Here is a 21,619-nt window from a genome sequence, read left to right on the forward strand (position 1 = left end):
CTTGGCGTCCATCGGGTCGGCTATCGAAGAACGTGCGTGCCAAGATGCTCTCAACTGCATGCTGACCACCGATGAACGCCACCGTAAGTAGTCTCTCACCCCTTCCCGAGCACGCCATCGACGACCCAGCACCCGCGTGCGTGCGGCCCGTCGCCGCGGCAGTGGGCGAGGATGTCGGCGTCCTCGCACCCGGCGTCTTGCAGCGCGTCCGCGAGGATCGGCAGGCGGTCGAAGGCACAGTCTTCGTAAATGGCGTGCGCGAGACCGACGGCTGTGGGCGTGAGCCAGACGGGGGAGAACGTCATCAGCCGGAAGGCCACTGGCCCAACCAGGCACCGAAGAATTTCGGCCTGGGCCGCCGCTTCGATCTCCTGCACGTTTTCTCTCTTGGCCAGTCGTTTCGGTGTCGTCGCGATCACCCGGGCCGACTCCTTGCCGACGGCCCAGGTGCCGAGCACCGCAATCCAGAGTGGCTGGACCGAGATTCGAGCCGTGGATGCCGCCGCATTCGCGGCGGGATAAACGTACTCGTCGAATCGCTTCTGCCCGAGCATGGCCTCACGTTGCGCTCCCGCCAGGGCTTCACGGTCGATTAGCTTGTCGGCGAATGCCTCACTCGCAACGACGGCCGCGCGACTGCGGGGGTCGGGGATGAGTTGCCAAATCCTGCGGCAACAAGCACAGGCGAAGAGTCGCTGCTTCCGCTTGCTCGCCAGACCCTTGATGAGCGTCAACATGATTCTCGAGTTGCGACACCGCCGCCACTCCGCTTCCGTCATCGCCCCGCCCTCGGTGGTCCCGGCCATGATACCGGGCGGCGGGCGGGAGCGATAGGACGCTGGCCCCTTGACCCGCGGGCGGCGGCGCGGTCGAATGCCGTGCCGGAGGTATTGTTTACCGGCACGACATTGCTGGTTCGGCGACGGAGGATTCCTTGATGGGTGCGGAGATCTGGGATGTGAATCGGTTCGGGCCACTGACCGAGGATCGGTTGGTAGCCTTCGAATCGGAGTTGGGCGCGTCGTTCCCTGACGAGTACCGGGCGTTCCTACTCCAGCACAACGGCGGCGTCCCGAACCGGGGGACGTTCAACATCCCCGGGGAGGACGGCGGGGAGCGGCCGTTCCACTGCTTCTTCGCCCTGCACGACGCACCGTGGAACGACTCAACTCCCGAGGGCAGCCAGGGGTTCCCACTCCAGGCGGCCCTGGCGGACTTCCGGGCCGATGGCGGCCCGGCCGAAGTGTTGCCGGTCGGCAAGGACTGGAGCGGCAGTTACGTGTGCGTCGGGTTGGCCGGGAACGACCGCGGGCAGGTGTTGTACTACGACCACGGTACGGAGCAACTCGTACGATTGGCCGACTCTTTGGCCGCCTTCGTCGCAGGGTTACGGGAGCCCTGACGTCGAATCTGCACCAGACCCACTGTCGTTGACCGTTGGCCCGCTCAGCAACTCGTCGGTTGAATTCACAAGTGCAGCCGTGGCGGTGCGGGGTTGCGCTATCGTGTTAGTCTGCGCGGCCGACCGTCGATCGCCTCGGCGTAACTCGCCACCCAAGGTCTTGACCTACGCTCACCGGCTGGGTCCAATGTGGTGCCGGTGTTATCGTGCGCCGGCGCAGAATAATGCACTGTTCGGCGGCAGAGGGCTTGGGCGCGCGGGGATCGCTGATCGACATCATCGACCGGCTCGATGCGGTGGACGAGTCCGACCGCTTCGCTTCACTCTGCATCTTCGCCGAGGGCGGGCCGGACGCACTCCCATCGGCCCCGGCCATGTTCTGCCCCAGCGACGAGGAGAGGTCGTTCGACTGCCCCCCCAAGACTCGAACCTGTCCCTCTTCCTGATGGTCCAGCAGGCCAAGGAGTGCGTCCGGGTGTGGTCGCAGTGGCGGGGCGGTCGGCGGCCCACCCCGCGGGACAAGTTCGCGGCGGTGATGTACTACTCACGTAACGATGCCTGGCTGCCGGTGGAGTAAAGGCCCGCCGAACCAGGTAGCGTGTTGTCAAGTGGCGATTCTTGACCCCCGATTCGGGTCGAACGGCGTCCGGCTCTTGAGGACGCCGTAGCGGATCATCACGAGCTTCCGCATGCACGCCCCGATCGCCTGCATCTTCGCCTTCGGGCCCCCGTCCCGCGTCGGGTCGGTCCGAGCCGCGAAGAACCGACGAAGGATGGGATTGAACCGGACGGCCGTCTGGGTGGGCACGAACAACGTCTTCCGCAGGCGGGCGTTCCCGGCCTTACTCAATCGGGTCCGCCGCTTGACGCTCGTCCCGCTCCGGAACGCCTTCGGGGCCCGCCCGCCGTACGCGGCCGCCGCCGGGGCGGCCGGTAGCCGATCCACCGCCGGCCGTTCGGCCAGGACGGTCGTCGCCGTCGGCCGGCCGACGCCGGGGATCGACTCCAACAGGTCGCGGTCGGCCGCCCGGGCCGCGGCCGCCGCGACCACCGCGTCGGCCGCGGCCCGGACGCGGGCGGCCTCCTGGCCCAGCAGCCGCACGGTGGGGGTGATCGACCGGCGGGCGGGCGTGTTCAACGCGAGCGAGGCGAGCCGACCCTTCTCCCGGGCGGCCATCTCGACGAGGTCGTCGACCCGCCGCACCAACGCCTGCAATTCCCGCACGGCCGGCGGCGGGGGTTGCCACGCCGCCGGCCTCTCGCGGGCCGCGTACTCGGCGATGAGTCGGGCGTCGGCGCGGTCGGTCTTGCCCGCACGCTTCCATGCAGAAGTGCAGGCCGGCGGCCCGGCGTGGCGGCCGGCCCAGGCGGCGAGGGCGGCGTGCCCCTTCGGATCGTTGGCGTACGGGGCCGCCTTGACCTGGCCGTCCGCGAGGAGGCAGGTGTCGAGTGCGTCCTTGGAAACGTCGATGCCGACGAACGCGGTCGCGGAGTCGGTGCCCACGGCGTCCCTCCCCTCGTGCTCACGGATGCGGGGTGGCGTCCGAGGACGGTCCCCGGATAGCGTCCGAGGTCGAGGAACGCCGGTAGTCGGTCCGCAACCTGGTTCTCGAGGTCAAGCCTCACGCGCTGCATGCGGTTGGTCCGACCGCCGGGCTCGCGCTCTCACGATGACCGCATGCGAACATGTGAAACGCTGCACCACACCCGGCCGCATAGATTGGTTCTGGGAGTGCATCGGTCCGGATCGCGCGCGGCCAGGCCGGTGAGCTTGGTCGTTCGGCGGAAGAGGGCTTCAGCGGTGGTGCGGCTGGTCACTGATGATGATGTGTTCTCGCCCCTGGCCGGTCTTCCGCTTGGCGTCCTTGGGGCTGTCCACTAGGTTGGCGTGGACGGCGGCGGTCGTCAGGTTGACGACCGAGAACACGTACAGGAGGTGCTTTCAATCCCACGTCCCGACGACCGGGCGGTGCCCCTTAACCCCGACGGTGGCCGTGAGTGTGGGCACCAACGGGAACCGTGCCTCGTCTTGGCTCAGGAAGACGATTTCGCCTGCGACCGACTTTTTTTCAAGCCCGCGATCTCCTCCCGGGCCGCCGCCTGCTTGGCTGGATCGCCCAGGAACAGCCGGTACGTCGGGCGGTACGGGAGGATGCCGTGCTTGGCCCCGAACGGCTGGAGGGCCGACTTGCCGATCCGAATCCCGCGGGCCTTATACAGGTGGTCGGCCAGTTCCGCGTACGTCCAGTTGGCCCGGCCGAGGCCGTGCTTCGCCGGCCCGTCGGTCACCCACTGGCGGAGGATCGGGGCGAGATCGGCGGTGAGCCGGGGCGTCACCCCCTTGGCCTTCCGCGGCATCAGGCCATCCAGGCCGCGGTCGAGGTAGGCGTTGAGCCACCGCGGGACGGACCGGGGTGTCGTTCCCGTATGGGCCGCGATGTCCGGGTGCCGGCGGCCGCGATGGGCCATGAGCACCATCGGAACGCGGTGCCGCAACTTGGGATCGGGGCGGTGCGGAGGCGTTCCTCCAACTGTGCCACGTCGGCATTTGGCAACGAGATGTGAATCAAAGGGCCGGTCCTCAGCAGGCAAATTCCTACCGAGGACAGAATAGACAACATCAGCCGGATCGTGAATCAGACGTCATCTCGGCGTGAGGCCATACGGTGATCGTCTCCGTGGTCATCACCTGGCGGATGTTCGCCACGAAGCGAGACCACCGGCCGTTGCCGTTTTTGTACGGGTGGATGTAAACAAGTTGATGGTGCAACTCGGTGACCGAAGCGAGCGTTTCCGGCCAATAGGGCAAGCGCAAGGTGAGGTCGTACAGCTTCTGTTCAACAAGTCTCGCCGGCACGCCGATGTTGACATCCTTCGTGCGAAACTTGCTGCCCATCCCCAAACGCGATCGAACATCATGCGATGCACGTCCAGCATCCACGTTAAATCGAATGTCGCATCCTCTGCCGCGGGTACCGTGTCCGCTGGAAACTCCGAATACGCACGGGCGATGTTGTCGGTCTCGTGCTGGTCGAGTTCGTGACGGGTGTAGGCCTTAAGAGAAATGAGGAACTCAGAAATGTCGTCAATCGGCGCCTCGCCCTCGATCTGCGAGAACACCGATCACCACATCTTTTCGTTCTTGGCCAAGATGCGACCGACTGTCTTGTGGTAAAGTTCGTCCTTCGCCGCCCGCAAGCCCTGGGCCTCAAGACCCATCGTGGCTTGAACCTGATCGACGACGAATCGCGCCTTCATCCGGGCGACGTGCTTCCGGTGCGGGCGGAAACCGAGCTTCTGCCCGTCCGATCCCAGGCCGAGCAAGGAAGTCACTCAGGACTTGGCGTCAGGGCTCGCCGAATCCGGATGATCGAGTACTTGACGAACGACGTCTGCCGACAAGCGCGACCGCTTAACCAATGCCGACTCAGGCACAAGAAGCGACTTCAATCGGCTTCGGAGTGTGACACTTGCCATGACGGACACGGCGTAACCGAGGACAACGCCGGTGACACCCAGCGTTTGTTCCTCTCCTAGTAAATATCGACCAAAAACGCCTCTTGTTAACAGCATTTGGCCGTAACAGGTTGTTACCCAAGGAATAGCTTTCGAACGCGCAACACACATTTCGCACGCGCCGGCGATCGGGAATGATGATTCCCCGTCCCGCGTTGTCCCACCGAGGTTCCCCATGCCATCACTCGTTCGTCCGTGGATCGTCCCGCAACGCCGGGCGCAAGGTCAAAAAGGGCCCCCCGGGCGCGAAGCGATTCCGCTCCCGCTCGCCGAAGTGGTACGCTCAGGGCGTGCCCGGCCACCCGGCGAGGAAGCGCATCCCGCTGGCCAAGGATAAGCAGGTTGCCCGCCGATTGCTCGACGACTTGGTGCGCAGGGCCGAGCGGGGGAACACCGACTTCCCCGACGTCGAGACGTCGCGCAAGCTCCTGTCCGAACTCCTCGCCGAGTTCGAGGCGGACATGGCGCTCGGCCTAGCCAGTCGCGCCCGGTCGTCGAAGCGCGTCCCCTCAGCCGACCAGGTCAAACTCACCGTGCAGCGCGTCCGGGACGCGCTCGCCGGGTGCGATTTCATTGGGCCGGCCGACCTCGACTCTGCGGCCCCGGCGAAGTTGACGGCTTCCCCGGTCCGCCTTTCGGCTTCTGCCTCGGCTCCTTGCCCATCGCCTGGTGACGGGCGGCCAGCAACGCTAGCCTCTCGATCGCCCCCTGCAGAAAAAGCAGTTTGCCCCGACTGTCGACCAGTTCTCCCAGATCCTTCTTGTCCGCCCCGATGCGGGGCACTAGCTCCAGGCGGATGACCGCGCGAAGTGCTTGTCCAGTTCTGGGTGGGAGGCCAGCGTTTCCAACTTCACCGTGTCGTCCTTGTGGTCCTTGTACGCTTCGATCAACTGCTCGACGTAACGCTGCTCGTGTTCCTCGATCTCCGCGGGGGGAGTCTTGTCCGGCGAACGGGGGATAATCAGGCCGCCCCCGAACCGCGATGGATACCTCGGCGTCGCCCGGAACTCCTCGATGATCTCGTGAATCGGCTTGTAGCCCACCCGATTAAAGTCGAAGGACTTCACGTGGCGTAGGAGCTTGCCCTCCAGCTTGACTTTCTGCTTCTTGGTGATCTCCCCTTCGACGTGCCTATTCCACTCGTCTGTCAGCCGCTGTCGAATATCTTCTGGGTTCTCCAGCAGGCGCCCGAGTTCTGGACCAACATCGTCGGGGCAGATGAAGCGGTACTCCTCCGGAACAGCGAAGGCACCGAGGAATGTGAAGTAGCAGAGCTTTCCGAGTTCGGTCCATACGTCGCCCGGATGCAGTCCGTGGCCGTAGTGCTTGCACTGGTAGATGTCGAGCTTCCCGTGACTCGACGGCTGCTCGATGTACCCGACCACGTCGCGGCCCATGTCCCCGGCACCGCCGAATCGGCCTATCTGTACATACGCCTTGAGCTTGATCTGTTTGTGTTGGAAAGCCCACTCGCGGATAAAATTCTCGAACTCGTCCTCAGAGTAACCTTTGATGTGCTGCTCTGGTGCCACCGGAGGGCCGTAAAGGATATGCTCCAGCGGGCACTGCGGAGCTGCCTTGGGGAGAACGGACACGAAAGCGGGTTTCGTTGGGGCGGCCGGCGGCGAGAGGTTAGTCCCCGCCGGATCGGGATTTTTGGCTGATGCAGCCGGTGGTAATGTCGTGGCGGCGGGGCCGCCACTCGGCGCAGATTTCCCCTCGCCGGAAGTGTTCTTTCCGTCCATTCGAGCTGCCCTGGGCTGTGGCCACGCTCGGCGTTTGTCAGTGTCGCCGCAAGAAGTTTTGTGCCTTTACGATACTTCCTCCAGTGAGTGGCGGCTAGAGAGTGATCCCAGGTGCTTCACCCGAACATTTTGCCGTCTGTAGCACCAAGTGCATCGCCCGTTGAATCAGGAACAAGTTATCAATCCGCTTGTGGAGCGTTCGACCGCTGACTCATTCTCGCGAGGTAGAACCTCGGCGGCGCGACGCTGTGAACCGCCACAACGGACCTCATCATTGTGACGTGGGTTGGTGTACATTCATTCCCAAGTGGGCAGCAGCTAGCTACTGCGTGGCCTCGCGGGTTCCCGGCGTTCCTGGTTGACCGGCCCCGCGGGCCGCCCATATCCCCAACCAGGTGTTGCCATGTCGAACACTTCTCGCCGCTCCGCGGCCGCCCACTCAGACTTGTATTTGGCATTCAGAACGGCCTACTGCATGGCCGCATTGGCGGACGGGGCCGTCTTGGCCTCAAGGATGAAATCGTTTCGAGTCTTTCAGATCAATCTGTCCGCGATCCGATTGGGCCTGCCGGACGCATTGGGCAAGATCGCCCCCGTTCGCAAATACCTGGACGACGTGTCGACATACCCGCTAGCGACATCCGCCCACATCGGGGCCGTTCAATTCGCTGATCGGGTCAGCGACGCCGTTCGCTTGGCGATCCCGGGGTCTGTGCAAATCGAGCATGCCGATCGGGCGGGGTTGAACTTTCTCACTTGGTACCCGACCGACGACCTTATCGAGCAAAACTTCTCGCGTGTCGCCAAGCGAATCGGGCGGCATCGGTGGCCCAACACGGATCGCATCGTGACCGAGTGCCAAAGGGAGCGGTCGAGAGCCATCGCCAAGAGAGAGCAAACGCCAGCAGAGCACGAACTGGCGGTCTTGGCCCGCACCCTCAAGATGGGGAGGAAGGAGGGGGACACGGTGAGGCTGCTCGCCAAAGGCGACGGCCGGGCCAACGTTGAAGAGGTAGCATTCATGAACGAATGGCCCGACAACTACGGGAACGCGCTGAAGTGCATGATCCAAACGTTGAATGAAAAACTTCCCGGGTGGATCGTCTCAAAAGACCGCGACGACATCGTGGCCGAGAAGGCCTGATGGAGAAGGGTGAAAAAAGGGTGAAATCTTCACCCTAGATTTGGTGGCATAGCACCTCAACAATGCTTCCGTGGACGGATGAACACGGGAGCAAGTCATGCCGCAGAAGCCATTCGACCCGCTTGCCCGCATCCCTTCGCCTGGCGTCATCCGCCAGAAGTTGACGGAGACGCGGACGCTCGCCGAGCGGTTGCAAATCCTCCTCGAAACATCGGAGCGGATCGCCGCCGCCGACGGCTCCGGCTACACGGCCGAGTCGGTTCGAAGCACCAGTTCACAACAAGGCGGCGTGACCGGGGCCGACTAGCCCCGTTCCGATATGCGCCGTCCTTCACCCCATCAACGAACAAGCCCCGGTGCCACCATTTCCAGGGATCGCACCGAGGCCGTTCTGAGGTCAATAAGCGTATGGGAACGCCTGTTCAGATTATGACTCGTCATGCCGGGAAATCAAGCCCGACGTGCGTGAAATCGCGGAGCCAATTCCGCCCCCTATCGTTCGTGAAGGGGGCGTGATCGTGAGCGATACCCGCACCATTCGCTATGGCGACAAAGACTACACCGTCAGCGCGGCGCACCCGGCCGCCGACGCCCTCCCGCTCAAACTCGACACCGACGAGTTCCGCGACATCGTCGCCTCGATGGCGAGCGACGGATTCGACCCCGAGAAGCCGATTTACCGGCAGGCGGCCACCGGCCGGGTGATCAGCGGCCGCCGACGGGAACTCGCGAGCCAAGTGGCCGGTGTCGAGACCGTGTACGTCGACAAGGGGTGGACCGACGCGGAAGTCGTGGCGTTCGTCGAGCGCGACGAACTGCACCGCCGGAACCTGACGCCGAGTGAGAAGGCCGCGAGTGCCGTCGAACTGGCCGCCCTCAAGCCCCACGGCGGGGACCGCAAGAGCGAGGCCGCGAGGGATCAAGCGGCTACGTCACCGCTTGATCCTGCGGCCGCGGATCAGGCCAGATCGCGTGAGGCAATCGCGAAGGGGGCGGGCGTCGGCGAGCGCACCGTCCGGGCCGTGGCCGCCGTGCGGGAGAAGTCGGAATCGCTGTTCGCCGCGGTCAAGGAGGGGGAAATCGGTGCCCAGTTGGCCGAGCGGCTGGTGAAGAAGGCGTCACCAAGGCAGATCAAGCAGGTTCTCGCCGCCGACGACAAGAGCCAAGCCGCCAACAAGGTGCTGAGGCAGGTCGAGGAGGCGGCCAGGCGGGAAGCGGACTCGCCGGGCGGCCAAGAGGGTGAGCCGGGGCTCGACGACCGCTTCATGCCGAACGCCGCCGATGCAAGAGCGTTAGCAATGGCGTTTGGCTTTGCCATTAGTGGCCTCCGATCTGCCCATCGGGGACTAATGAACAATTTGCGGGACCGCGATCACCCGCTGGCGAAGCGGATCGACCTGCACGGGAATTTCGCGTCACAACTTTTGGCCCTGATCGAGACCCTTGAGCGGAACCTGCCAGAACTGCCGTGCCCCCCGTGCTGCGGAACGGGGGAAACAGGGGACGGGAAGTCGTGCCGCCACTGCCAGGGGTACGGCGTCGTGGACCGCGGGTTTTACGACGGCAACAAGGCCGTCTGGCCCAAGGTCGAGAAGCGGATGCAGCAGTTGCGTGCGAATGCCGACGCGGGGGACGCGGCGTGAACGAAACCCTCACCGAGTACCCGCGGCCGGTGCCGCGTGACTACCAAGTTGAAGCCCGCGACGCCTTCCTGTCCGGCCAACCCGCCGCGATCGTCCAGTTGGCGACGGGGCTGGGGAAGACGATCACGGCCGGCATGGTGTTCGAGAAAATGAACGGCCGGTGCCTGTTCCTCGCGCACACCGACGAGCTGGTGCGGCAGGCGTGCCGGGCGATGCTCCGCATGGGCATCTGGCCGAACGTCGAGAAGGCGGACGAGTACACCGGCGGGCCGTACCTGCCGACCGCCCGCGAGCGGCAACGCCTGTTCCCGGACCGTTACCCGCCGAACGACTGGTTCACGTGGAACAAGGTCGTCGTGTCGTCGATGCAGACGTTCGCCGGCCGCGTCGAGAAGTACCGCGGCAAACCGTTCGATCTGCTTTGCATCGACGAAGCGCACCGCAGTCCGTGCCGGACGTACCGGAACATCCACGCCGGCTTGCGGTCGTTCAACCCGGCGCTGCGGTTGCTCGGTCTGACGGCCACCCCGTACCGGGCGGACAAGCAGTCGTTGGGCGGGATGTTCGATGAGTTCGCGTACCGCAAGACCATCGTGGACGCCATCGCCGACGGCTACCTCGTGGACATCCGGTCGAAGGCGGCCGAACTCCGGGCCGACGCGACCAAGTGGACGGTCGGCGGCACGCAACACGGCCGGGACATTACCACCCAATCCCTTCGCGAGTCGTTCGATTCGGCGGAGTGCATCGAGTCGATCGCCCACCCGATCGTCGAACAAGGGGAAGGTCGGAAGGGCATCGTCTTCCTGCCCGGGCGGGAGGCGTGCGAGGCAGTTACCTCGGCCTTGAACGCGGTCGACCCCGGCAGCGCGACGTTCATCCACGGCGGCATTCCGACGAAGACCCGGAAGCGCATCGTCGCCGACTTCGAGGATTCGAAGTTCCGCCTGCTCGTCGGGTGCATGATCCCGACCGAGGGGTTCGACGTCCCCGACGTGTCGCTCGTGGTCATGGCCCGGCCGACCGGCTCTCGCGGCCTGTACGAGCAAATGCTCGGCCGGGGCCTCCGGTCCCCGGCCGCGGCGATCGAAGGCGTTCCGACGGCCGGGGGCCGGCTCGACGCCATCGCCCGGAGCGCGAAGCCCGACTGCCTCGTCATCGACTTCACGTGCGGGCATTCCAAGTTCAAGCTCGTGAACAGTGTCGACGTGCTGCTCGTCGACGCCGACGCCAAGAGGTCGGCGTACGTGCAAAAGGTCGTCGCCCCGGCCGACGCCGCCGACAAGCGGAAGACCCGCGACCGGATCGAGGAGGCCGAGGCCCTGTTCGAGTTGCAACAGTCGCTCGCCGACGCGGGCGGGCCGCCGCCGCGGCAGAACTACGTCCTCCGTGACGTGGACCTGGTCGGGGCCGGCGGGATGGTCAGCACCCGCGCGGCGGGGCCGCAGGCCGATCGCCGTAAGCCGACCACGAAGCAACTGCAAGACGCCCACGACGTGCTGCTGGACCCGGAGGCGTCTGCGGCCATGACCGGGGGTGCGCTGCAAGCCCGGATCGACGAACAACGGGACCGGGTGTGCGGGCGGAAGGCGTTCCGGTTCCTCAAGGACTTGGGCGTCGACCCGAAGGCCCAGAGGCTCAACTGGCACGACGCCGGCTACCTCCGCCGCCTGATGCGGGTCCAGCGGTTGACGGCCCTGCCGGCGAACTGGCCCGACCTCGTGGCGCGGTTCCGCCAGAAGCGGGTGCCACAAGCGGAGGCCGCGTGACCATGAGCGCGACTTCAGAGTTCGAGCGGTTGCGGCGGCAGGCCGGCGTGATCCCGTACCGGCGGGTGGGCAAGGTCCGCATGGCGTACAGCCCGCAGACGCCGGCCGCGACCGTCGACGCGGCGGCCAAGGCCGTCAAGACGTTCGCCGTGCGCTTGGTCGACCAGTGGGGCGAACCGGGGTCGGACGTGATGCGGGACTGGCAGCGGCACGGCCTGACGTTCCGCGACGTCTGTGACGACCCGTGCCCGCCGGACGTGGACCCGCAGACGGTCGCCGCCGCGTGGCTCGTGGAGCGGTGCGGGCGGTGGCACTTCACCCTGCACCTGACGGCCGACGGCAAGGTGCGGGGCGAGGCCCACTCCGGCTGGGATATGGAACAGATTCGGACACTAACACCGGCTTGGTTCGTGACCGCATTTCGGATGAGAACGGCGGACGTCGAGAAGGAATTTCGGGCACGGTGGTGACAGCAAGGTAGCGGTGGATCACGGATTCGCAGTTCCACGGCCCGCAAGCGTAAGCAGCTTCGCAACTGCGGCGGGTCTTTTGCCGAAGGTTGAACGACTCAGGCAGCGGTCAGGATCAAGGCGTCGATGCCGCCGAGATCCAACTATTAACGGCCGGCGGGCATCGCGGTAGGTCGCACCAGTCCGGGGGCAGTCCCGGACTGGTCGGGGGTCTGGCGAATTAACGCCGGAACGGTGGGGGGAAACGTCCACCGCGGGGGCTACGGCCCTGGTGTGGAAAGCGGCTACTACCGGCGTCCTCGTTCGCCCCGCCCGCCCCGCGCGACGCGGCGGCGACCCATACCGGGAACCACACGGATACCTCAGTCGAGTGAGATGCAGGACGCCCGACCTTTTCGGGCGGCGGCTTGGCGACCAGGGAAGTTCCTTCGGCCCCCACCCCGGCAGTAGCGATCCTCATGAGACAAGGAACACGGCTGGAAACGGGAGGGGAGGCAAAGGGATGGGCGCGCGTTGATCGAAGAACCCGAAGGTGCGCACCGGACGGATCGCAAAAGGTAGACGCAACGGCGGACATCGACACCAGGGTTTTCAGGTGGAATCGACCGGACCAAACGGGGTGGAACATGGCGGCTAAAGGCGGCCGGCCGAAGACGACGTTCACGCAGGAAGACCGCGACCTCGCGAAAGAGTTGTTGGGCCGGCTGATGTACGCCGGCCGCGTGGCCGGGCGACTACAGGAGCAACTGAAAGTCTCCCGCGACGTGGCGCACCGGCTGATCGACGAGGCCCGGGCCGAGGTCGTCCGTGGCTTCCAAGAGAGCGGCACAGCGAACGACCCGTTGGCCGCACTCGCGATGTTTTTTGTCCAGGTGATGAGCAACGAGGACGTGAGCTACCAGGTGCGCGTGCAGGCCGCGAACGGGTTGACGAAGTTGCTGGCCGTGGACCGCGTGTCGTCGCTCCTCGGCGGCGGCGACGTGGAAGCGTTCTTGACGGGGCTGAAGGGCCGGCAGGACGCGCGGGAACCGAAGGCACAACCGGACGGAGGGTCATCGTCGTGAGTATCGAGCAAGAAATCGCAGCCGGTAAGGGCCTGTCGCTCGCGCAAGCGGCCGCGTCGCTGCCCGGCCGCCGTGGGCAGAGGACGTCACCGCAGACGGTTCTGAGGTGGGCGTTAAAGGGCACGCGGGGCGCATCCGGCAGCGTCGTGCGACTCGAAGCGGCCCGCCTCGGCGCGAGTTGGGTCACGTCGCGGGAGGCGCTGGCCCGGTTCATCTCGGCGTTGAGCGTGACCACGAGGCCGCAACAACCGGCACCCCGGTCGGCGGCCTTGGAAGCCGGCAAGGTATTGAAGGAGCTGGGCTTGTGAGTGAGATCACCAAACGCCACGTCCGCCGGGTCCGGCACCTGTTCCTGGTCGCCGGGCCGACGCTCGACGAACTCCTGTCCGCGGCCGAACGGGGCGAACTCCCAGACGCGAGGAAGTACGCGAAGGCCGGGGCGGAACTCGCCCGGTTGCCCGACTCGTTGCCGATGCGACTGATCGCCCGCGCGACGAAGCGGACGCCCGCCGGCGTGGCGGAACACTTCACGCCGCTGCAACTCGGGTTGTTGCTCACTTTGATGTTGGCGCAACTGCCCGACCTGTTCCGCTCGGACGATGCCGCCACCGGCACCCCCGCCACCCCGACGACCCTGACCGACCCGGATGTCTTAACCCGGTGGCTGACCACGCCACCCGCACCATCACGGAACTGACCATGAACGTGACCAAAGTTGATGAGCTACTGAACGACTTCACCGCGTCGTGTAATCGCGTCGACGCCGCCTTCGCCAAGGCCGTCGCCGATGCGATGGGCCGCGTGACCGCGGATGCGACGCGGATCGAGGAAGCCGTCGGCCGGGCGGTCGCCAGCCTGACCGGCGAGGTTAACCGCGTCAACGCCGCCGTGGCCGACCTCGGCACGACCGTCGTCGAAAGTCTCACGGCCGTCGCCGACCGGGTGATCGCCCTCGGCTCCCCGTCCGACCCCGAACCGGCCCGTGACATCGCGGCCGAACTCGCCGTCGGCCGGCCGCTCATCATCGTCATCGTCCCGCCGATCTGACCAAGGCCGGTCGGGCCGTACCGACCGACGGATCCCCGTGTTCGCTCCAAGGAGATTTTCCATGTCGTCGATTCTCGAAGCCCTGATCGACCAGAACAAAGTCCTGCCCCCGCAAAGTGAGGTGCCGGTGCCGGAACTCGGCGAGGGGCAAGTGATCCACCTGTGCCCGATCGGCATGGCGACGGCCCTGCGGCTGAACGAGATGCAAGAAGGCGGGAAGAGCGGGGCCGAAATCGCCCGCGCGTTGCTGCCCGCGGTCATCTGCCGGCCGGACGGCACGCCGTTCTTCACGGCCGCCAAGCCGCCGACCGAGGCCCAGCAAGCCGCGTTGGACCGCATCCCGCTCCCGGTGGCCGTGCGGGTCGTGGACCAGGCGATTAAGGGCATGGAGGCGATGCGGGCGGACGCAAAAAAGTCGTCACCCGAGACGGCTGGCTGAGGTCGTTCCTCCGGCTGTCTCTGGCGATGGGCCTGCTGCCGTCGGAGTTGGCCGCCCGCTGCACGATGGCCGACTGGTGGCTGATGAGTGCGTTCGCCGAGATCGAGCCGTTCGGTGGGGCGCAAGACGACCTGCGGGCCGCCGTTTCGGCGATCATTCCGGCGAGGGCGTTCAACGGGGAAGCGATAAACCCGGCGTCCCTGTTCCACTCACTCGGGGACGGCGAGAAGAAGGCGGACAAGAAGAACATCGGCCGCGGGTTCCGCGCGTGGGCTTCATCACAGTGCGCGTCCGTATCGGCCATCGGCCCGAGCCAACGGGCGGCGGAGGCGTAGTGCGGCTCACCGAGCCGCGTGAAAGGAGAGGTGGACATGGCGGATGAATCGGTCGTCGTGGAGTTGACCGCGGACGCGAGCGGGTTCGAAAGGGCACTCGCCGGGTCCGAGGCGAGTGCCGACGCTTGGGCGGGCACGATTTACGCGGACGTGGACAAGGTCGCGGCGAAGGCCGAGGAACTGCGGGACGCCATCGCCACGAAGCTCGGCGGCGCGTTCGACGCGATCAAGGGCAAGGTGGCGGCCGCCATTCCCCCGATCGGCGGCACGTTCCAAACCGTGTCGGCCACCATCAAGGGCAAGTTCGACGAGATCGGCACGGCGGCCGGGGCGGCACTGGCAAAAGCGAACGCGAAGGTCGAACCCTACGTCGCGGCCGTGAAGAAGTACGCCGACACGTTCAAGGGTTTGGGCACGGTCGAGATCGGGGTGAAGGGCGGGGCCGACCTCGGCAAGTTGCTCGGCGGCGACGTGGGCAAGAAGATCGGCAGCTATGCCGGGGCTGGCGTCGGCACGCTGGCGAAGGCCGTCGAAACGGCCGTGAGTGGTCTCAAGCCGGTGTTCGACGGCATCGCCACGACGGCACAGGCCGCGTTCCAGAAGGCCCGCGAGAAGGTCGCCGCGATCGACTTCAAGGGGGCGTTCGACAAGGTGGCCACAGTCGCCGGGGCGGCGTGGGACAAGGCGGCTTCGCTCGCGGACGGGGCGTGGACCCGCGTCAAATCCGGCGTTGAGAAGATCGGCACGGCCATGTCCGCGACATGGGGCAAGGCGAAGACGACCGTGCGGGATTTCCTGAACAGCCCGGAAGGGTCGTTGCAGTCGCTCGTCACGCGGGTCGACTCCCTGTCCGACAAGATCGCGAACTTCGGCAGCGGGACGAAGAGCAAGATCGCCGCGTTCTCCGACATGAGCAGCGGCGAGATCGGCGGTGAACTCGGCGGGGCCGCCGGCGGGTTCCTGGGGCAGAAGCTCGGTCTCGGCGACTTCGGCGGCCGGCTCGGCAAGAGTCTCGGGGCCGGGCTGGGCGACGTGATCGACTTCAAGGGCGTGTTCGAACAGGCGAACGAGTTCCTGAAATCCCTCCAGCCGGTGTTCGACCAGATCAAGGGTTGGTGGAAGGAGACGTTCGACGACGCGAAGGACGCCTTCAACGAGATCAAAGACCTCGCGTCGAACATCGGCATCGGCGAGTTGCTGAAGGGCGATTTCGAAGGCGTGTGGACGCGGCTCACCGAGTTCGTCGATCAGGCCGTCGGCAAGTGGGGCGACTTCGTCGCCTCTTTTGTGTACCGGGTGGGCGAGTCGATGGACAACCTGTGGGCCATCGTCCGCGCCCCACTCGCCAACGTGGCCAACTTTGTCCAGGGCGTCCTCACGCGCCTCGGACTGGTGGACGAAACGACTGAGAAGTGGGGCGAGTCGATCGCCAACGTGGCCAACATCGGCAAGGAAGCGTTCGGCCTGCTCGGTTTCAGCCTGGGCTACCTCGGCGGCATTTTCAAGCAGATCGGCGGGTATCTCGTGGAGTACCTCGTTACGCCCATCGTGACGCTGGTGGAAACGGTCGTCGGCGTGGTGAGCAAGTTGTTCAAGAAAATGGCGGAACTGTTGCCCGGAGCGGCCGGCCGTGCGTTCGAGGCGGGGTCGAAGGAAGCCGAGGCGTGGCGAAAAACCATCGGCGAGTACCGCCAGGCACTCGACAAGGTCGCCACGGACCTTGAGAACACTAACGCGGGAGAGACGGGCCTTGACGTTGAAGGGTTTATCAAGAACGTCTTCGACCGCGGCGAGAAGAAGACGAAAGAGAACCGCGAGAAGAGGGCCGCGTTGCCGAAACCAGTTGAGGAAGCGAACGACGTTGGCGAGCGGGCCGGCAACCTGTTCGGCGGCAGCACCGTTCAGGCCATGCAGGAGGGGCAGAGAGAAACGGTCAACGCGATCGCGAAACTCAGGAGCGGCGGCGAAAACGCGATGGAACAAGTTGCGAAGGCCGCACGCGATCAGGTCGCGGAACTCGCGTTGGCGAACACGAAGCTCAGCGAACAGAATCGGCTCCTGAGCAAACTCAACGACCGCTTCGAAGAGATCGAGGTGGCCTAGTCCTTCCCCTTCCACTGCTCGACGTTCGGCACGTCGAGGCGGATGACGCCTTGGCCGCCCATGTCCGCGGCCGGAAGATCGATCAGCAGTCGCTTCGCCCTGGGGATCGGGCGTTCAAAGTTCAAAACCCAACGGTAAGTCAACCCGGGTTTCACTTTGACTTCTTCGGTCTTTACGTCCGCCTTTGACGCCTCCTCGCCCCAATCGCGGAGTCGCAGGGTGCGAAGCAACAGGCGGCACGAGTCGCCCGCATCGCTCTTGGCGACCAGGTCGGTTTGATTGGCCGGTGCATTCACAACGCCCTTGCCTGTCAGCTTTCGAACGGCGTCACTGTTGCCGGCGAAGCCCTTGATGATGGCGGGCATCGCGTCGTTGCCGTACTCGATTTTTGACCACGACGACGATCGTGTCGATCGCCTTTTCGTACTTGTACCACGCCGCCCCCTCGAAGGTGATGGTGGCGTCGCCGAACGTGAACGGTCCGTCTTCGGCGCGATGATATGGCTCGGGGACGACAGCCTTCCCCTTCTGTTCCGGCGTTATTGCCTTCGGCTCCTCCTTCGGGGGTTGGGGCGCAACCGCGGGCGGGTCGACCGGCCTCTTGGCGTGGGTATGTGTCTCGCCACAGCCGGTCAGCCATAACGCCGGGATCAGAACGGCCACCAACTTCGCGTGTCGCATGCACCCCTCCGATCGGTTAGCGGCTCAGTGAGCCGTTAACATCTTCGCCCTCGTGAAGGAATTCGGCAACGAGGTAGCGGGTTTTCACCCGGCTCGGCCACTACTTGACCGCTGCCTCTCGCGGCACGGCCGGAATACCGCCGCGGTCCGACGCCGGCGGCCGGATCAAGCGGTCGGGGCCGAGGACGGGCTGCGCCGGCCCCCGCGGCCGGTGCGTCAGGGCCGTGCCCGCCCGGGCTAGCGGCCCCTCGCCCGGCCCGGCCCCCGGCGGGAGTGTCCGCCACGCGGCGGCCGACCCGCCCACCCGCCGGCCTTCCTCGAATAAAGGGACCATCACGGCCGGGCGGAACTCCAAACTCGACCGCGGGGCCGGGTACCCGGGCGGGATGGCGGCGAGGTGGTAGTCCATGCCGGCGACGACGCAGTCGGCGTACACCTGTTGCAGGTTCCGCCGCGTCTGCGCGTACACGGTGGCCGCCACGTTCTTGCTCGCCTGCGAGATCGCCCGCGGGCGGATGGCCTCCGGGTCGGCGTACAACTTCCCGGCCACGACCGCGTACACCCGGGTCCCGGCCAAGTCCCGGGCCGCGGGGTCGGACCGGGCCTCCGGCGGGACGTACGGCGGGCGGAAGAAGATCGACTGCGACACCCCGCCGTCGGTGTGCCGCTCGACGCGGCGGACGCCGTCCACGGTGACGCCGATCTCGGCCGCCGGGAAGAACCCGGGCGGGGCCGCCGACCCGAGCAAGATCTGCACGATCAACTCGCGGCCGCCGGCCGCGTCCCCGGCGGCGATCGCCCCGACGTCCCAGACGACGAATTGTTTGCCCTCCTGCTCGGTCGTGCCGACGTACAGCCGGCGGCCGGCCCGGTGGGCCGCGGCGATGGCGGCGGTGACGGCCGGCGAGATGGCCGCGTCCACCCGGGCGGCCATGCGGCGGTTGTCGGCGAACGACTCCCCGAGCAGGGCCGTGAGGAGGCGGAGGCGGTACAGGTCGCGGGTGCGGATGGTGGTGTAGAGGTCGGTGATCGTCGGGTCGTACTCGGGGCCGAGGAAGGCGAACGGGGCGATGAGCGCGCCGGTGCTGACGCCGGTGACGACGTCGAACGTGGGCCGGTCGCCCCGGCCCGTCCACCCGACGAGGACGCCGGCCGAGAACGCGCCGAACGCGCCGCCGCCGGACAGGCAGAGGACGTGCCGGGGCGGGCGATCGGCCGAGCCGGCCTTCCGCTCGACCCGCAACCGCTCGCCGAGAATCGCCAGTTGGTCGGGCGGGTTGAGGTCTTCGGCCTCGGCCTGGGCGGCCGGGTCGACGAGGTCGCGGACGTTCAGCCCGGCCGCGGTCGGGGAGACGGGCGGCGGGTGCGCGCGGCACCCGGTCAGGGTCAGGCCCGTCGCGGACAGGAGGAGTGCGGCGATCACGGGGCGCATGGTGCGAGTCTCGGCGGGCGGGAGGAAATAGTCGCCGCCGGCTCGCCCATCAAGGCCACTCTCATTCCGCGTCGGGGGCGCAGTCCGAACAGTCAGTGGCACGTTGAAATGACACCCATCATCGCCCGGCGTTATTCCGAGGGCTCGCGGCTTCGGGAACTGTACGCCCTTCCAGAAGGCCCCAGGATTGCGTCTACCGCAGGATCTCCCCCGCGGGCGGGAAGGAGTGCGGACCTGGACAAAAGTTCACTGTCGGCGATTTTAGCGGCCTTCGTGACGAAACGGCCCCTGTGCGATCCATCCGCGCGAAGCGATGGCCCTGACTTGTGGGGCGTTCTTACAACGCCGGACGTGGTGAACCACTGTCGTCGGGCCGGGCGAAGGGTATCACTTATGCCGATACTCTTCGCAATCGCTGGCCGCGGAAGTGCTTCTCTGGAAACTTTCCTGACACCAGGAAAGTTTCTGCGTAGCAGGGTGCCCACACTACGGGCACCCTGCCCGGCATCGTTACCGAATGCGCACCGTTCGACTCACCCCGTCTCGGCGGCGACCTTGGCGGCCAGCGCGAAGTCCCGCTCGGCGTACACCTGCGTCACGTCCGCCCGGGCGTGGCCGAGGAGAACCTGCGCGGCCTCCAGCCCGAACGCCTTCCGCACCTCCGTCCCCCGCAGGTGCCGGAGTTGGTTCGGTGCCCACGCCGGGACCGGGTCGAACTCGCCGCCAGCGGCCATCTTCGCCCGCCGCTCGTTCGCCTTCGCGATCCCGGCGGCGATCGCCCGGCTGTAGTTGCCAGTCGAGAAGTGCCCGCCGGGGGCGGCCTTCGGGTCGGCCTTCCGCTTGCTTCTGTTACGGTCCAGGTGCGACGGCCACCGGGGCGTCTTCCGCGCCGCCCCTCTGCCCGCGTGGAACTCGGCCACCGCGGCCGCCGGCGTGAACAGGTAGGCCGACGGGTCGGCGCAGGTCGCCAGGAACGGGGCCAGCACCGCCTGGGCCTTCGGGCCGAGGTGGATCACCCGCCGCTGGCCCCGGTGGGCCGTCTTGTGCGCCGGCGGCGTGTACACCCACACCGGCCCCGACCGGTCCAGGTCGATCGGCCGCAGGTTGCACACGTCCTGCGGCCGCATCCCGGCCCACCGCTGGGCCTCGGCCATCCCGCGGACGACCCGCGACAGGTGCGGCAGGGTGGCCGCCACCGCCCCCGGGTCGGCCGGCCCGACCGGGTCCGGTTCCGGGGCCGCCGTCTTCCCGCGGCGGAGACCGGGCAGGGCGCGGAGGGCCTCGTACCGATCCCCCGGCACCAGTTCCTGCGACACCGCCCACTTGAAGCAACGCCGCACCCGATCGACACGGCGGTTCACCAACGGCCGGCACCACCCACGTTCGACCATTGCGGCCCGGACGACGGCCAGTTTGACCGGGCCGAAGTCGGCCGCCGCGGAATCGCCGTACAGCACCCGCACGAAGCGGAGGGCCGTTTTGATGTGGTTCAGTTCGGCCGTCGGCTTCCCGCCCGGGCCGGCGTAGTAGACCTCGGCGTGCTGCCAGTACGCGAGAATCACTTCGTTGACGGACCGACCAACTGAACTGGCGGCGGCCGGTGCCTTCGCCGCCGGCGGGGGTTCGCCCCGGCTCAGGGCGGCAATGATCTGGGCGTACCGGGCCTTCGACTCGGCCGACCCGAACGGGCCGAGGTACACCGTGTGGCGGGTGCCATCGGGCTGTGGAATCGTCACGCGGGCTTGGCCGGATTGGTGCGAACGATACGCGGGAACTCGACGTGCCATGAAGCGGCCTCCGTCGATCGGGGGTAGTCCACTACCCCCGATCTCGGATTTTTCGGCCGCGCTCCCGTCGTGGGAGGTTGAGCTAAAAGCTTCGGCGTTAAGGAGTTGAACCGAGAGGCCCCGCCCGGATTCGAACCGGGGGATAACGGTTTTGCAAACCGCTGCCTTACCACTTGGCTACGGGGCCAAAATATTCGACCTTTCGAATCGTATGGGTTCCAGCAAGGACTGTCAACCGATACACCCTATCAATCGGCTCATCGCACGCCGGACTTGAGTCGCTCGGACAATTCCTGAACCTGACGGTGACACTCTTTGCGGGCCGTTGCAAACCCGTCGGCCGTGGGACGGCCCAACTTCAGATAATCCAATACGATCGCCTCCGCCGTCGCCAACTGGGGGCAGCCGCCCGCCGTCGCGGATGCCAGCGAGTGCGGAATGACGGCCACGCCGTTGCGGTCACCGTGCAGCAGGTCGCCGGGGTTGATCCACACGCCGCCCACCCGGACGGGCACGTTCAGGTCCGCAATCTGGCAGTAGCCGTGAGAGCAGATCGTGCCGTTCGTGAAGCACGGGAACTTGATCGCTTCGACTTGATCCAGGTCGCGGCCGGCCCCGCTGGTGATGAGGCCGACGCTGCCGAAGGCCTGATAGGTCGTACACATCACTTCGCCGAAGGTCGCCGCCACGGTCGGGTCGTCCAGGTCCTGGAACACGATCACCTTCGGGCCGTCGAGTTCCGCCAACAACCTCGCCTGCTTCTCCAACCCCGCGTAGACATCCCCGGCCTTCGGCTTGGCCCCCGCCCGGAACGTCGCCGTTACGGCATAGCCGACCATCGGCGGCAGTTGCGGGAAGCACGCCCGAATCCGGCCGTCGAGATAACTCGACGTGCGCGGCATGGCGTCGAACAGTTCCAGGACGTTGCAAATCGTCGGCGTGTCGTACCGCCGCAGTTCCGCCAGCACGTCCGGCGTATGGATCGACCAATTCATGGTGGGCTTCTCCGGTAAGACCCGGTTACACGAACTCAACATAGAAA

25 protein-coding genes and 1 tRNA gene are annotated in these 21,619 nt (G+C 66.4%); 13 read left to right on the forward strand and 13 right to left on the reverse strand.

Translation table 11 applies throughout. The features are described 5' to 3' along the window. Positions 1-95: 95 nt before the first annotated feature. Positions 96-737: a hypothetical protein gene (locus PX52LOC_RS43000; RefSeq protein WP_246173528.1), complete on the reverse strand. Its 642-nt coding sequence runs from the start codon at positions 735-737 to the stop codon at positions 96-98. A 200-nt stretch (positions 738-937) separates the two neighbouring features. On the opposite strand from PX52LOC_RS43000, the gene PX52LOC_RS31905 reads away from it, so the two are divergent. After that, positions 938-1,402: an SMI1/KNR4 family protein gene (locus PX52LOC_RS31905; RefSeq protein WP_149113873.1), complete on the forward strand. Its 465-nt coding sequence runs from the start codon at positions 938-940 to the stop codon at positions 1,400-1,402. 604 nt (positions 1,403-2,006) lie between these two features. On the opposite strand, the gene PX52LOC_RS31910 is transcribed toward PX52LOC_RS31905, so the two are convergent. From PX52LOC_RS31910 to PX52LOC_RS31930, 6 genes are all read right to left on the reverse strand, one after another. Next, the gene (locus PX52LOC_RS31910; protein WP_149113874.1) at positions 2,007-2,906 is read right to left on the reverse strand and encodes a transposase; all 900 of its coding nucleotides are present in this window, start codon (positions 2,904-2,906) and stop codon (positions 2,007-2,009) included. Between the two features lie 291 nt (positions 2,907-3,197). After that, entirely contained in the window at positions 3,198-3,329 is a 132-nt protein-coding gene (locus PX52LOC_RS43505) for a hypothetical protein (protein ID WP_261345045.1), read from the reverse strand. A 107-nt stretch (positions 3,330-3,436) separates the two neighbouring features. Then, positions 3,437-3,994 (reverse strand): helix-turn-helix domain-containing protein, encoded by a 558-nt coding sequence (locus PX52LOC_RS31915; protein ID WP_315853260.1) that lies wholly within the window; start codon positions 3,992-3,994, stop codon positions 3,437-3,439. Between the two features lie 28 nt (positions 3,995-4,022). Further along, positions 4,023-4,298: a Fic family protein gene (locus PX52LOC_RS31920; protein WP_149113876.1), complete on the reverse strand. Its 276-nt coding sequence runs from the start codon at positions 4,296-4,298 to the stop codon at positions 4,023-4,025. Positions 4,299-4,525: 227 nt separating this feature from the next. Continuing rightward, positions 4,526-4,735, reverse strand: a complete 210-nt coding sequence (locus tag PX52LOC_RS31925; RefSeq protein WP_149113877.1) for a hypothetical protein — start codon at positions 4,733-4,735, stop codon at positions 4,526-4,528. 965 nt (positions 4,736-5,700) lie between these two features. Beyond that, the gene (locus PX52LOC_RS31930; protein WP_149113878.1) at positions 5,701-6,513 is read right to left on the reverse strand and encodes a hypothetical protein; all 813 of its coding nucleotides are present in this window, start codon (positions 6,511-6,513) and stop codon (positions 5,701-5,703) included. Between the two features lie 508 nt (positions 6,514-7,021). On the opposite strand from PX52LOC_RS31930, the gene PX52LOC_RS31935 reads away from it, so the two are divergent. The 12 genes from PX52LOC_RS31935 to PX52LOC_RS31985 all read left to right on the forward strand — a co-directional run bounded on the left by PX52LOC_RS31935 (position 7,022) and on the right by PX52LOC_RS31985 (position 16,677). Beyond that, complete coding sequence (locus PX52LOC_RS31935) at positions 7,022-7,807, forward strand: hypothetical protein (RefSeq protein ID WP_149113879.1); 786 nt, start codon at positions 7,022-7,024, stop codon at positions 7,805-7,807. Positions 7,808-7,904: 97 nt separating this feature from the next. Then, a complete protein-coding gene (locus PX52LOC_RS31940) occupies positions 7,905-8,114 on the forward strand; it encodes a hypothetical protein (protein WP_149113880.1) in 210 nt (69 codons plus the stop codon). 211 nt (positions 8,115-8,325) lie between these two features. Continuing rightward, the gene (locus PX52LOC_RS41240) at positions 8,326-9,450 is read left to right on the forward strand and encodes a ParB/RepB/Spo0J family partition protein (protein WP_168219333.1); all 1,125 of its coding nucleotides are present in this window, start codon (positions 8,326-8,328) and stop codon (positions 9,448-9,450) included. After that, a complete protein-coding gene (locus PX52LOC_RS31945) occupies positions 9,447-11,219 on the forward strand; it encodes a DEAD/DEAH box helicase (protein WP_168219334.1) in 1,773 nt (590 codons plus the stop codon). Before PX52LOC_RS41240 ends, PX52LOC_RS31945 begins: the two co-directional genes overlap by 4 nt. A 2-nt stretch (positions 11,220-11,221) precedes the next feature. Continuing rightward, positions 11,222-11,689 carry a hypothetical protein gene (locus tag PX52LOC_RS31950; RefSeq protein ID WP_149113882.1) on the forward strand — a complete coding sequence of 156 codons (468 nt, stop codon included), beginning with the start codon at positions 11,222-11,224 and terminating at the stop codon, positions 11,687-11,689. Between the two features lie 626 nt (positions 11,690-12,315). Continuing rightward, positions 12,316-12,753 (forward strand): hypothetical protein, encoded by a 438-nt coding sequence (locus PX52LOC_RS31955; protein WP_149113883.1) that lies wholly within the window; start codon positions 12,316-12,318, stop codon positions 12,751-12,753. After that, positions 12,750-13,061: a DUF1580 domain-containing protein gene (locus PX52LOC_RS31960; protein WP_168219335.1), complete on the forward strand. Its 312-nt coding sequence runs from the start codon at positions 12,750-12,752 to the stop codon at positions 13,059-13,061. Before PX52LOC_RS31955 ends, PX52LOC_RS31960 begins: the two co-directional genes overlap by 4 nt. Then, positions 13,058-13,450 (forward strand): hypothetical protein, encoded by a 393-nt coding sequence (locus PX52LOC_RS31965; RefSeq protein WP_149113885.1) that lies wholly within the window; start codon positions 13,058-13,060, stop codon positions 13,448-13,450. Before PX52LOC_RS31960 ends, PX52LOC_RS31965 begins: the two co-directional genes overlap by 4 nt. A gap of 2 nt (positions 13,451-13,452) precedes the next feature. Next, entirely contained in the window at positions 13,453-13,800 is a 348-nt protein-coding gene (locus tag PX52LOC_RS31970) for a hypothetical protein (protein ID WP_149113886.1), read from the forward strand. A gap of 61 nt (positions 13,801-13,861) precedes the next feature. Continuing rightward, positions 13,862-14,239, forward strand: coding sequence for a hypothetical protein (locus PX52LOC_RS31975; RefSeq protein ID WP_149113887.1), 378 nt, complete (start codon positions 13,862-13,864; stop codon positions 14,237-14,239). Positions 14,240-14,265: 26 nt separating this feature from the next. Beyond that, positions 14,266-14,574: a hypothetical protein gene (locus PX52LOC_RS31980; RefSeq protein ID WP_149113888.1), complete on the forward strand. Its 309-nt coding sequence runs from the start codon at positions 14,266-14,268 to the stop codon at positions 14,572-14,574. 36 nt (positions 14,575-14,610) lie between these two features. Beyond that, positions 14,611-16,677, forward strand: a complete 2,067-nt coding sequence (locus tag PX52LOC_RS31985; protein ID WP_149113889.1) for a hypothetical protein — start codon at positions 14,611-14,613, stop codon at positions 16,675-16,677. Here PX52LOC_RS31985 and PX52LOC_RS31990 read toward each other — a convergent pair. From PX52LOC_RS31990 to PX52LOC_RS32015, 6 genes are all read right to left on the reverse strand, one after another. Continuing rightward, the gene (locus tag PX52LOC_RS31990; RefSeq protein ID WP_149113890.1) at positions 16,674-17,042 is read right to left on the reverse strand and encodes a hypothetical protein; all 369 of its coding nucleotides are present in this window, start codon (positions 17,040-17,042) and stop codon (positions 16,674-16,676) included. The two genes, PX52LOC_RS31985 and PX52LOC_RS31990, sit on opposite strands and share 4 nt — an antisense overlap. After that, positions 17,005-17,358 (reverse strand): hypothetical protein, encoded by a 354-nt coding sequence (locus tag PX52LOC_RS31995; RefSeq protein WP_149113891.1) that lies wholly within the window; start codon positions 17,356-17,358, stop codon positions 17,005-17,007. The genes PX52LOC_RS31990 and PX52LOC_RS31995 overlap by 38 nt, the downstream gene beginning before the upstream one ends. A 100-nt stretch (positions 17,359-17,458) precedes the next feature. Further along, a complete protein-coding gene (locus tag PX52LOC_RS32000; protein ID WP_149113892.1) occupies positions 17,459-18,790 on the reverse strand; it encodes a patatin-like phospholipase family protein in 1,332 nt (443 codons plus the stop codon). A gap of 533 nt (positions 18,791-19,323) precedes the next feature. After that, positions 19,324-20,577 (reverse strand): site-specific integrase, encoded by a 1,254-nt coding sequence (locus PX52LOC_RS32005; protein ID WP_149113893.1) that lies wholly within the window; start codon positions 20,575-20,577, stop codon positions 19,324-19,326. A 115-nt stretch (positions 20,578-20,692) separates the two neighbouring features. Continuing rightward, positions 20,693-20,764 (reverse strand) — tRNA-Cys (locus tag PX52LOC_RS32010). A gap of 70 nt (positions 20,765-20,834) precedes the next feature. Beyond that, positions 20,835-21,572 (reverse strand): RraA family protein, encoded by a 738-nt coding sequence (locus PX52LOC_RS32015; RefSeq protein WP_149113894.1) that lies wholly within the window; start codon positions 21,570-21,572, stop codon positions 20,835-20,837. Between the last annotated feature and the right edge of the window lie 47 nt (positions 21,573-21,619).

The sequence above is a fragment of the Limnoglobus roseus genome (assembly GCF_008254045.1).
GTDB lineage: Bacteria > Planctomycetota > Planctomycetia > Gemmatales > Gemmataceae > Limnoglobus > Limnoglobus roseus.

Coding starts and splice junctions, on each gene's coding strand:
- PX52LOC_RS31940 (WP_149113880.1), top strand. CDS start 7,905: ATGCCGCAGAAGCCATTCGACCCGCTTGCCCGCATCCCTTCGCCTGGC.
- PX52LOC_RS31990 (WP_149113890.1), bottom strand. CDS start 17,042: ATGCCCGCCATCATCAAGGGCTTCGCCGGCAACAGTGACGCCGTTCGA.
- PX52LOC_RS31905 (WP_149113873.1), top strand. CDS start 938: ATGGGTGCGGAGATCTGGGATGTGAATCGGTTCGGGCCACTGACCGAG.
- PX52LOC_RS31950 (WP_149113882.1), top strand. CDS start 11,222: ATGAGCGCGACTTCAGAGTTCGAGCGGTTGCGGCGGCAGGCCGGCGTG.
- PX52LOC_RS31955 (WP_149113883.1), top strand. CDS start 12,316: ATGGCGGCTAAAGGCGGCCGGCCGAAGACGACGTTCACGCAGGAAGAC.
- PX52LOC_RS32000 (WP_149113892.1), bottom strand. CDS start 18,790: ATGCGCCCCGTGATCGCCGCACTCCTCCTGTCCGCGACGGGCCTGACC.
- PX52LOC_RS31985 (WP_149113889.1), top strand. CDS start 14,611: ATGGCGGATGAATCGGTCGTCGTGGAGTTGACCGCGGACGCGAGCGGG.
- PX52LOC_RS31920 (WP_149113876.1), bottom strand. CDS start 4,298: ATGGGCAGCAAGTTTCGCACGAAGGATGTCAACATCGGCGTGCCGGCG.
- PX52LOC_RS31980 (WP_149113888.1), top strand. CDS start 14,266: ATGGGCCTGCTGCCGTCGGAGTTGGCCGCCCGCTGCACGATGGCCGAC.
- PX52LOC_RS43000 (WP_246173528.1), bottom strand. CDS start 737: ATGTTGACGCTCATCAAGGGTCTGGCGAGCAAGCGGAAGCAGCGACTC.
- PX52LOC_RS32005 (WP_149113893.1), bottom strand. CDS start 20,577: ATGGCACGTCGAGTTCCCGCGTATCGTTCGCACCAATCCGGCCAAGCC.
- PX52LOC_RS31975 (WP_149113887.1), top strand. CDS start 13,862: ATGTCGTCGATTCTCGAAGCCCTGATCGACCAGAACAAAGTCCTGCCC.
- PX52LOC_RS32015 (WP_149113894.1), bottom strand. CDS start 21,572: ATGAATTGGTCGATCCATACGCCGGACGTGCTGGCGGAACTGCGGCGG.
- PX52LOC_RS31995 (WP_149113891.1), bottom strand. CDS start 17,358: ATGCGACACGCGAAGTTGGTGGCCGTTCTGATCCCGGCGTTATGGCTG.
- PX52LOC_RS31970 (WP_149113886.1), top strand. CDS start 13,453: ATGAACGTGACCAAAGTTGATGAGCTACTGAACGACTTCACCGCGTCG.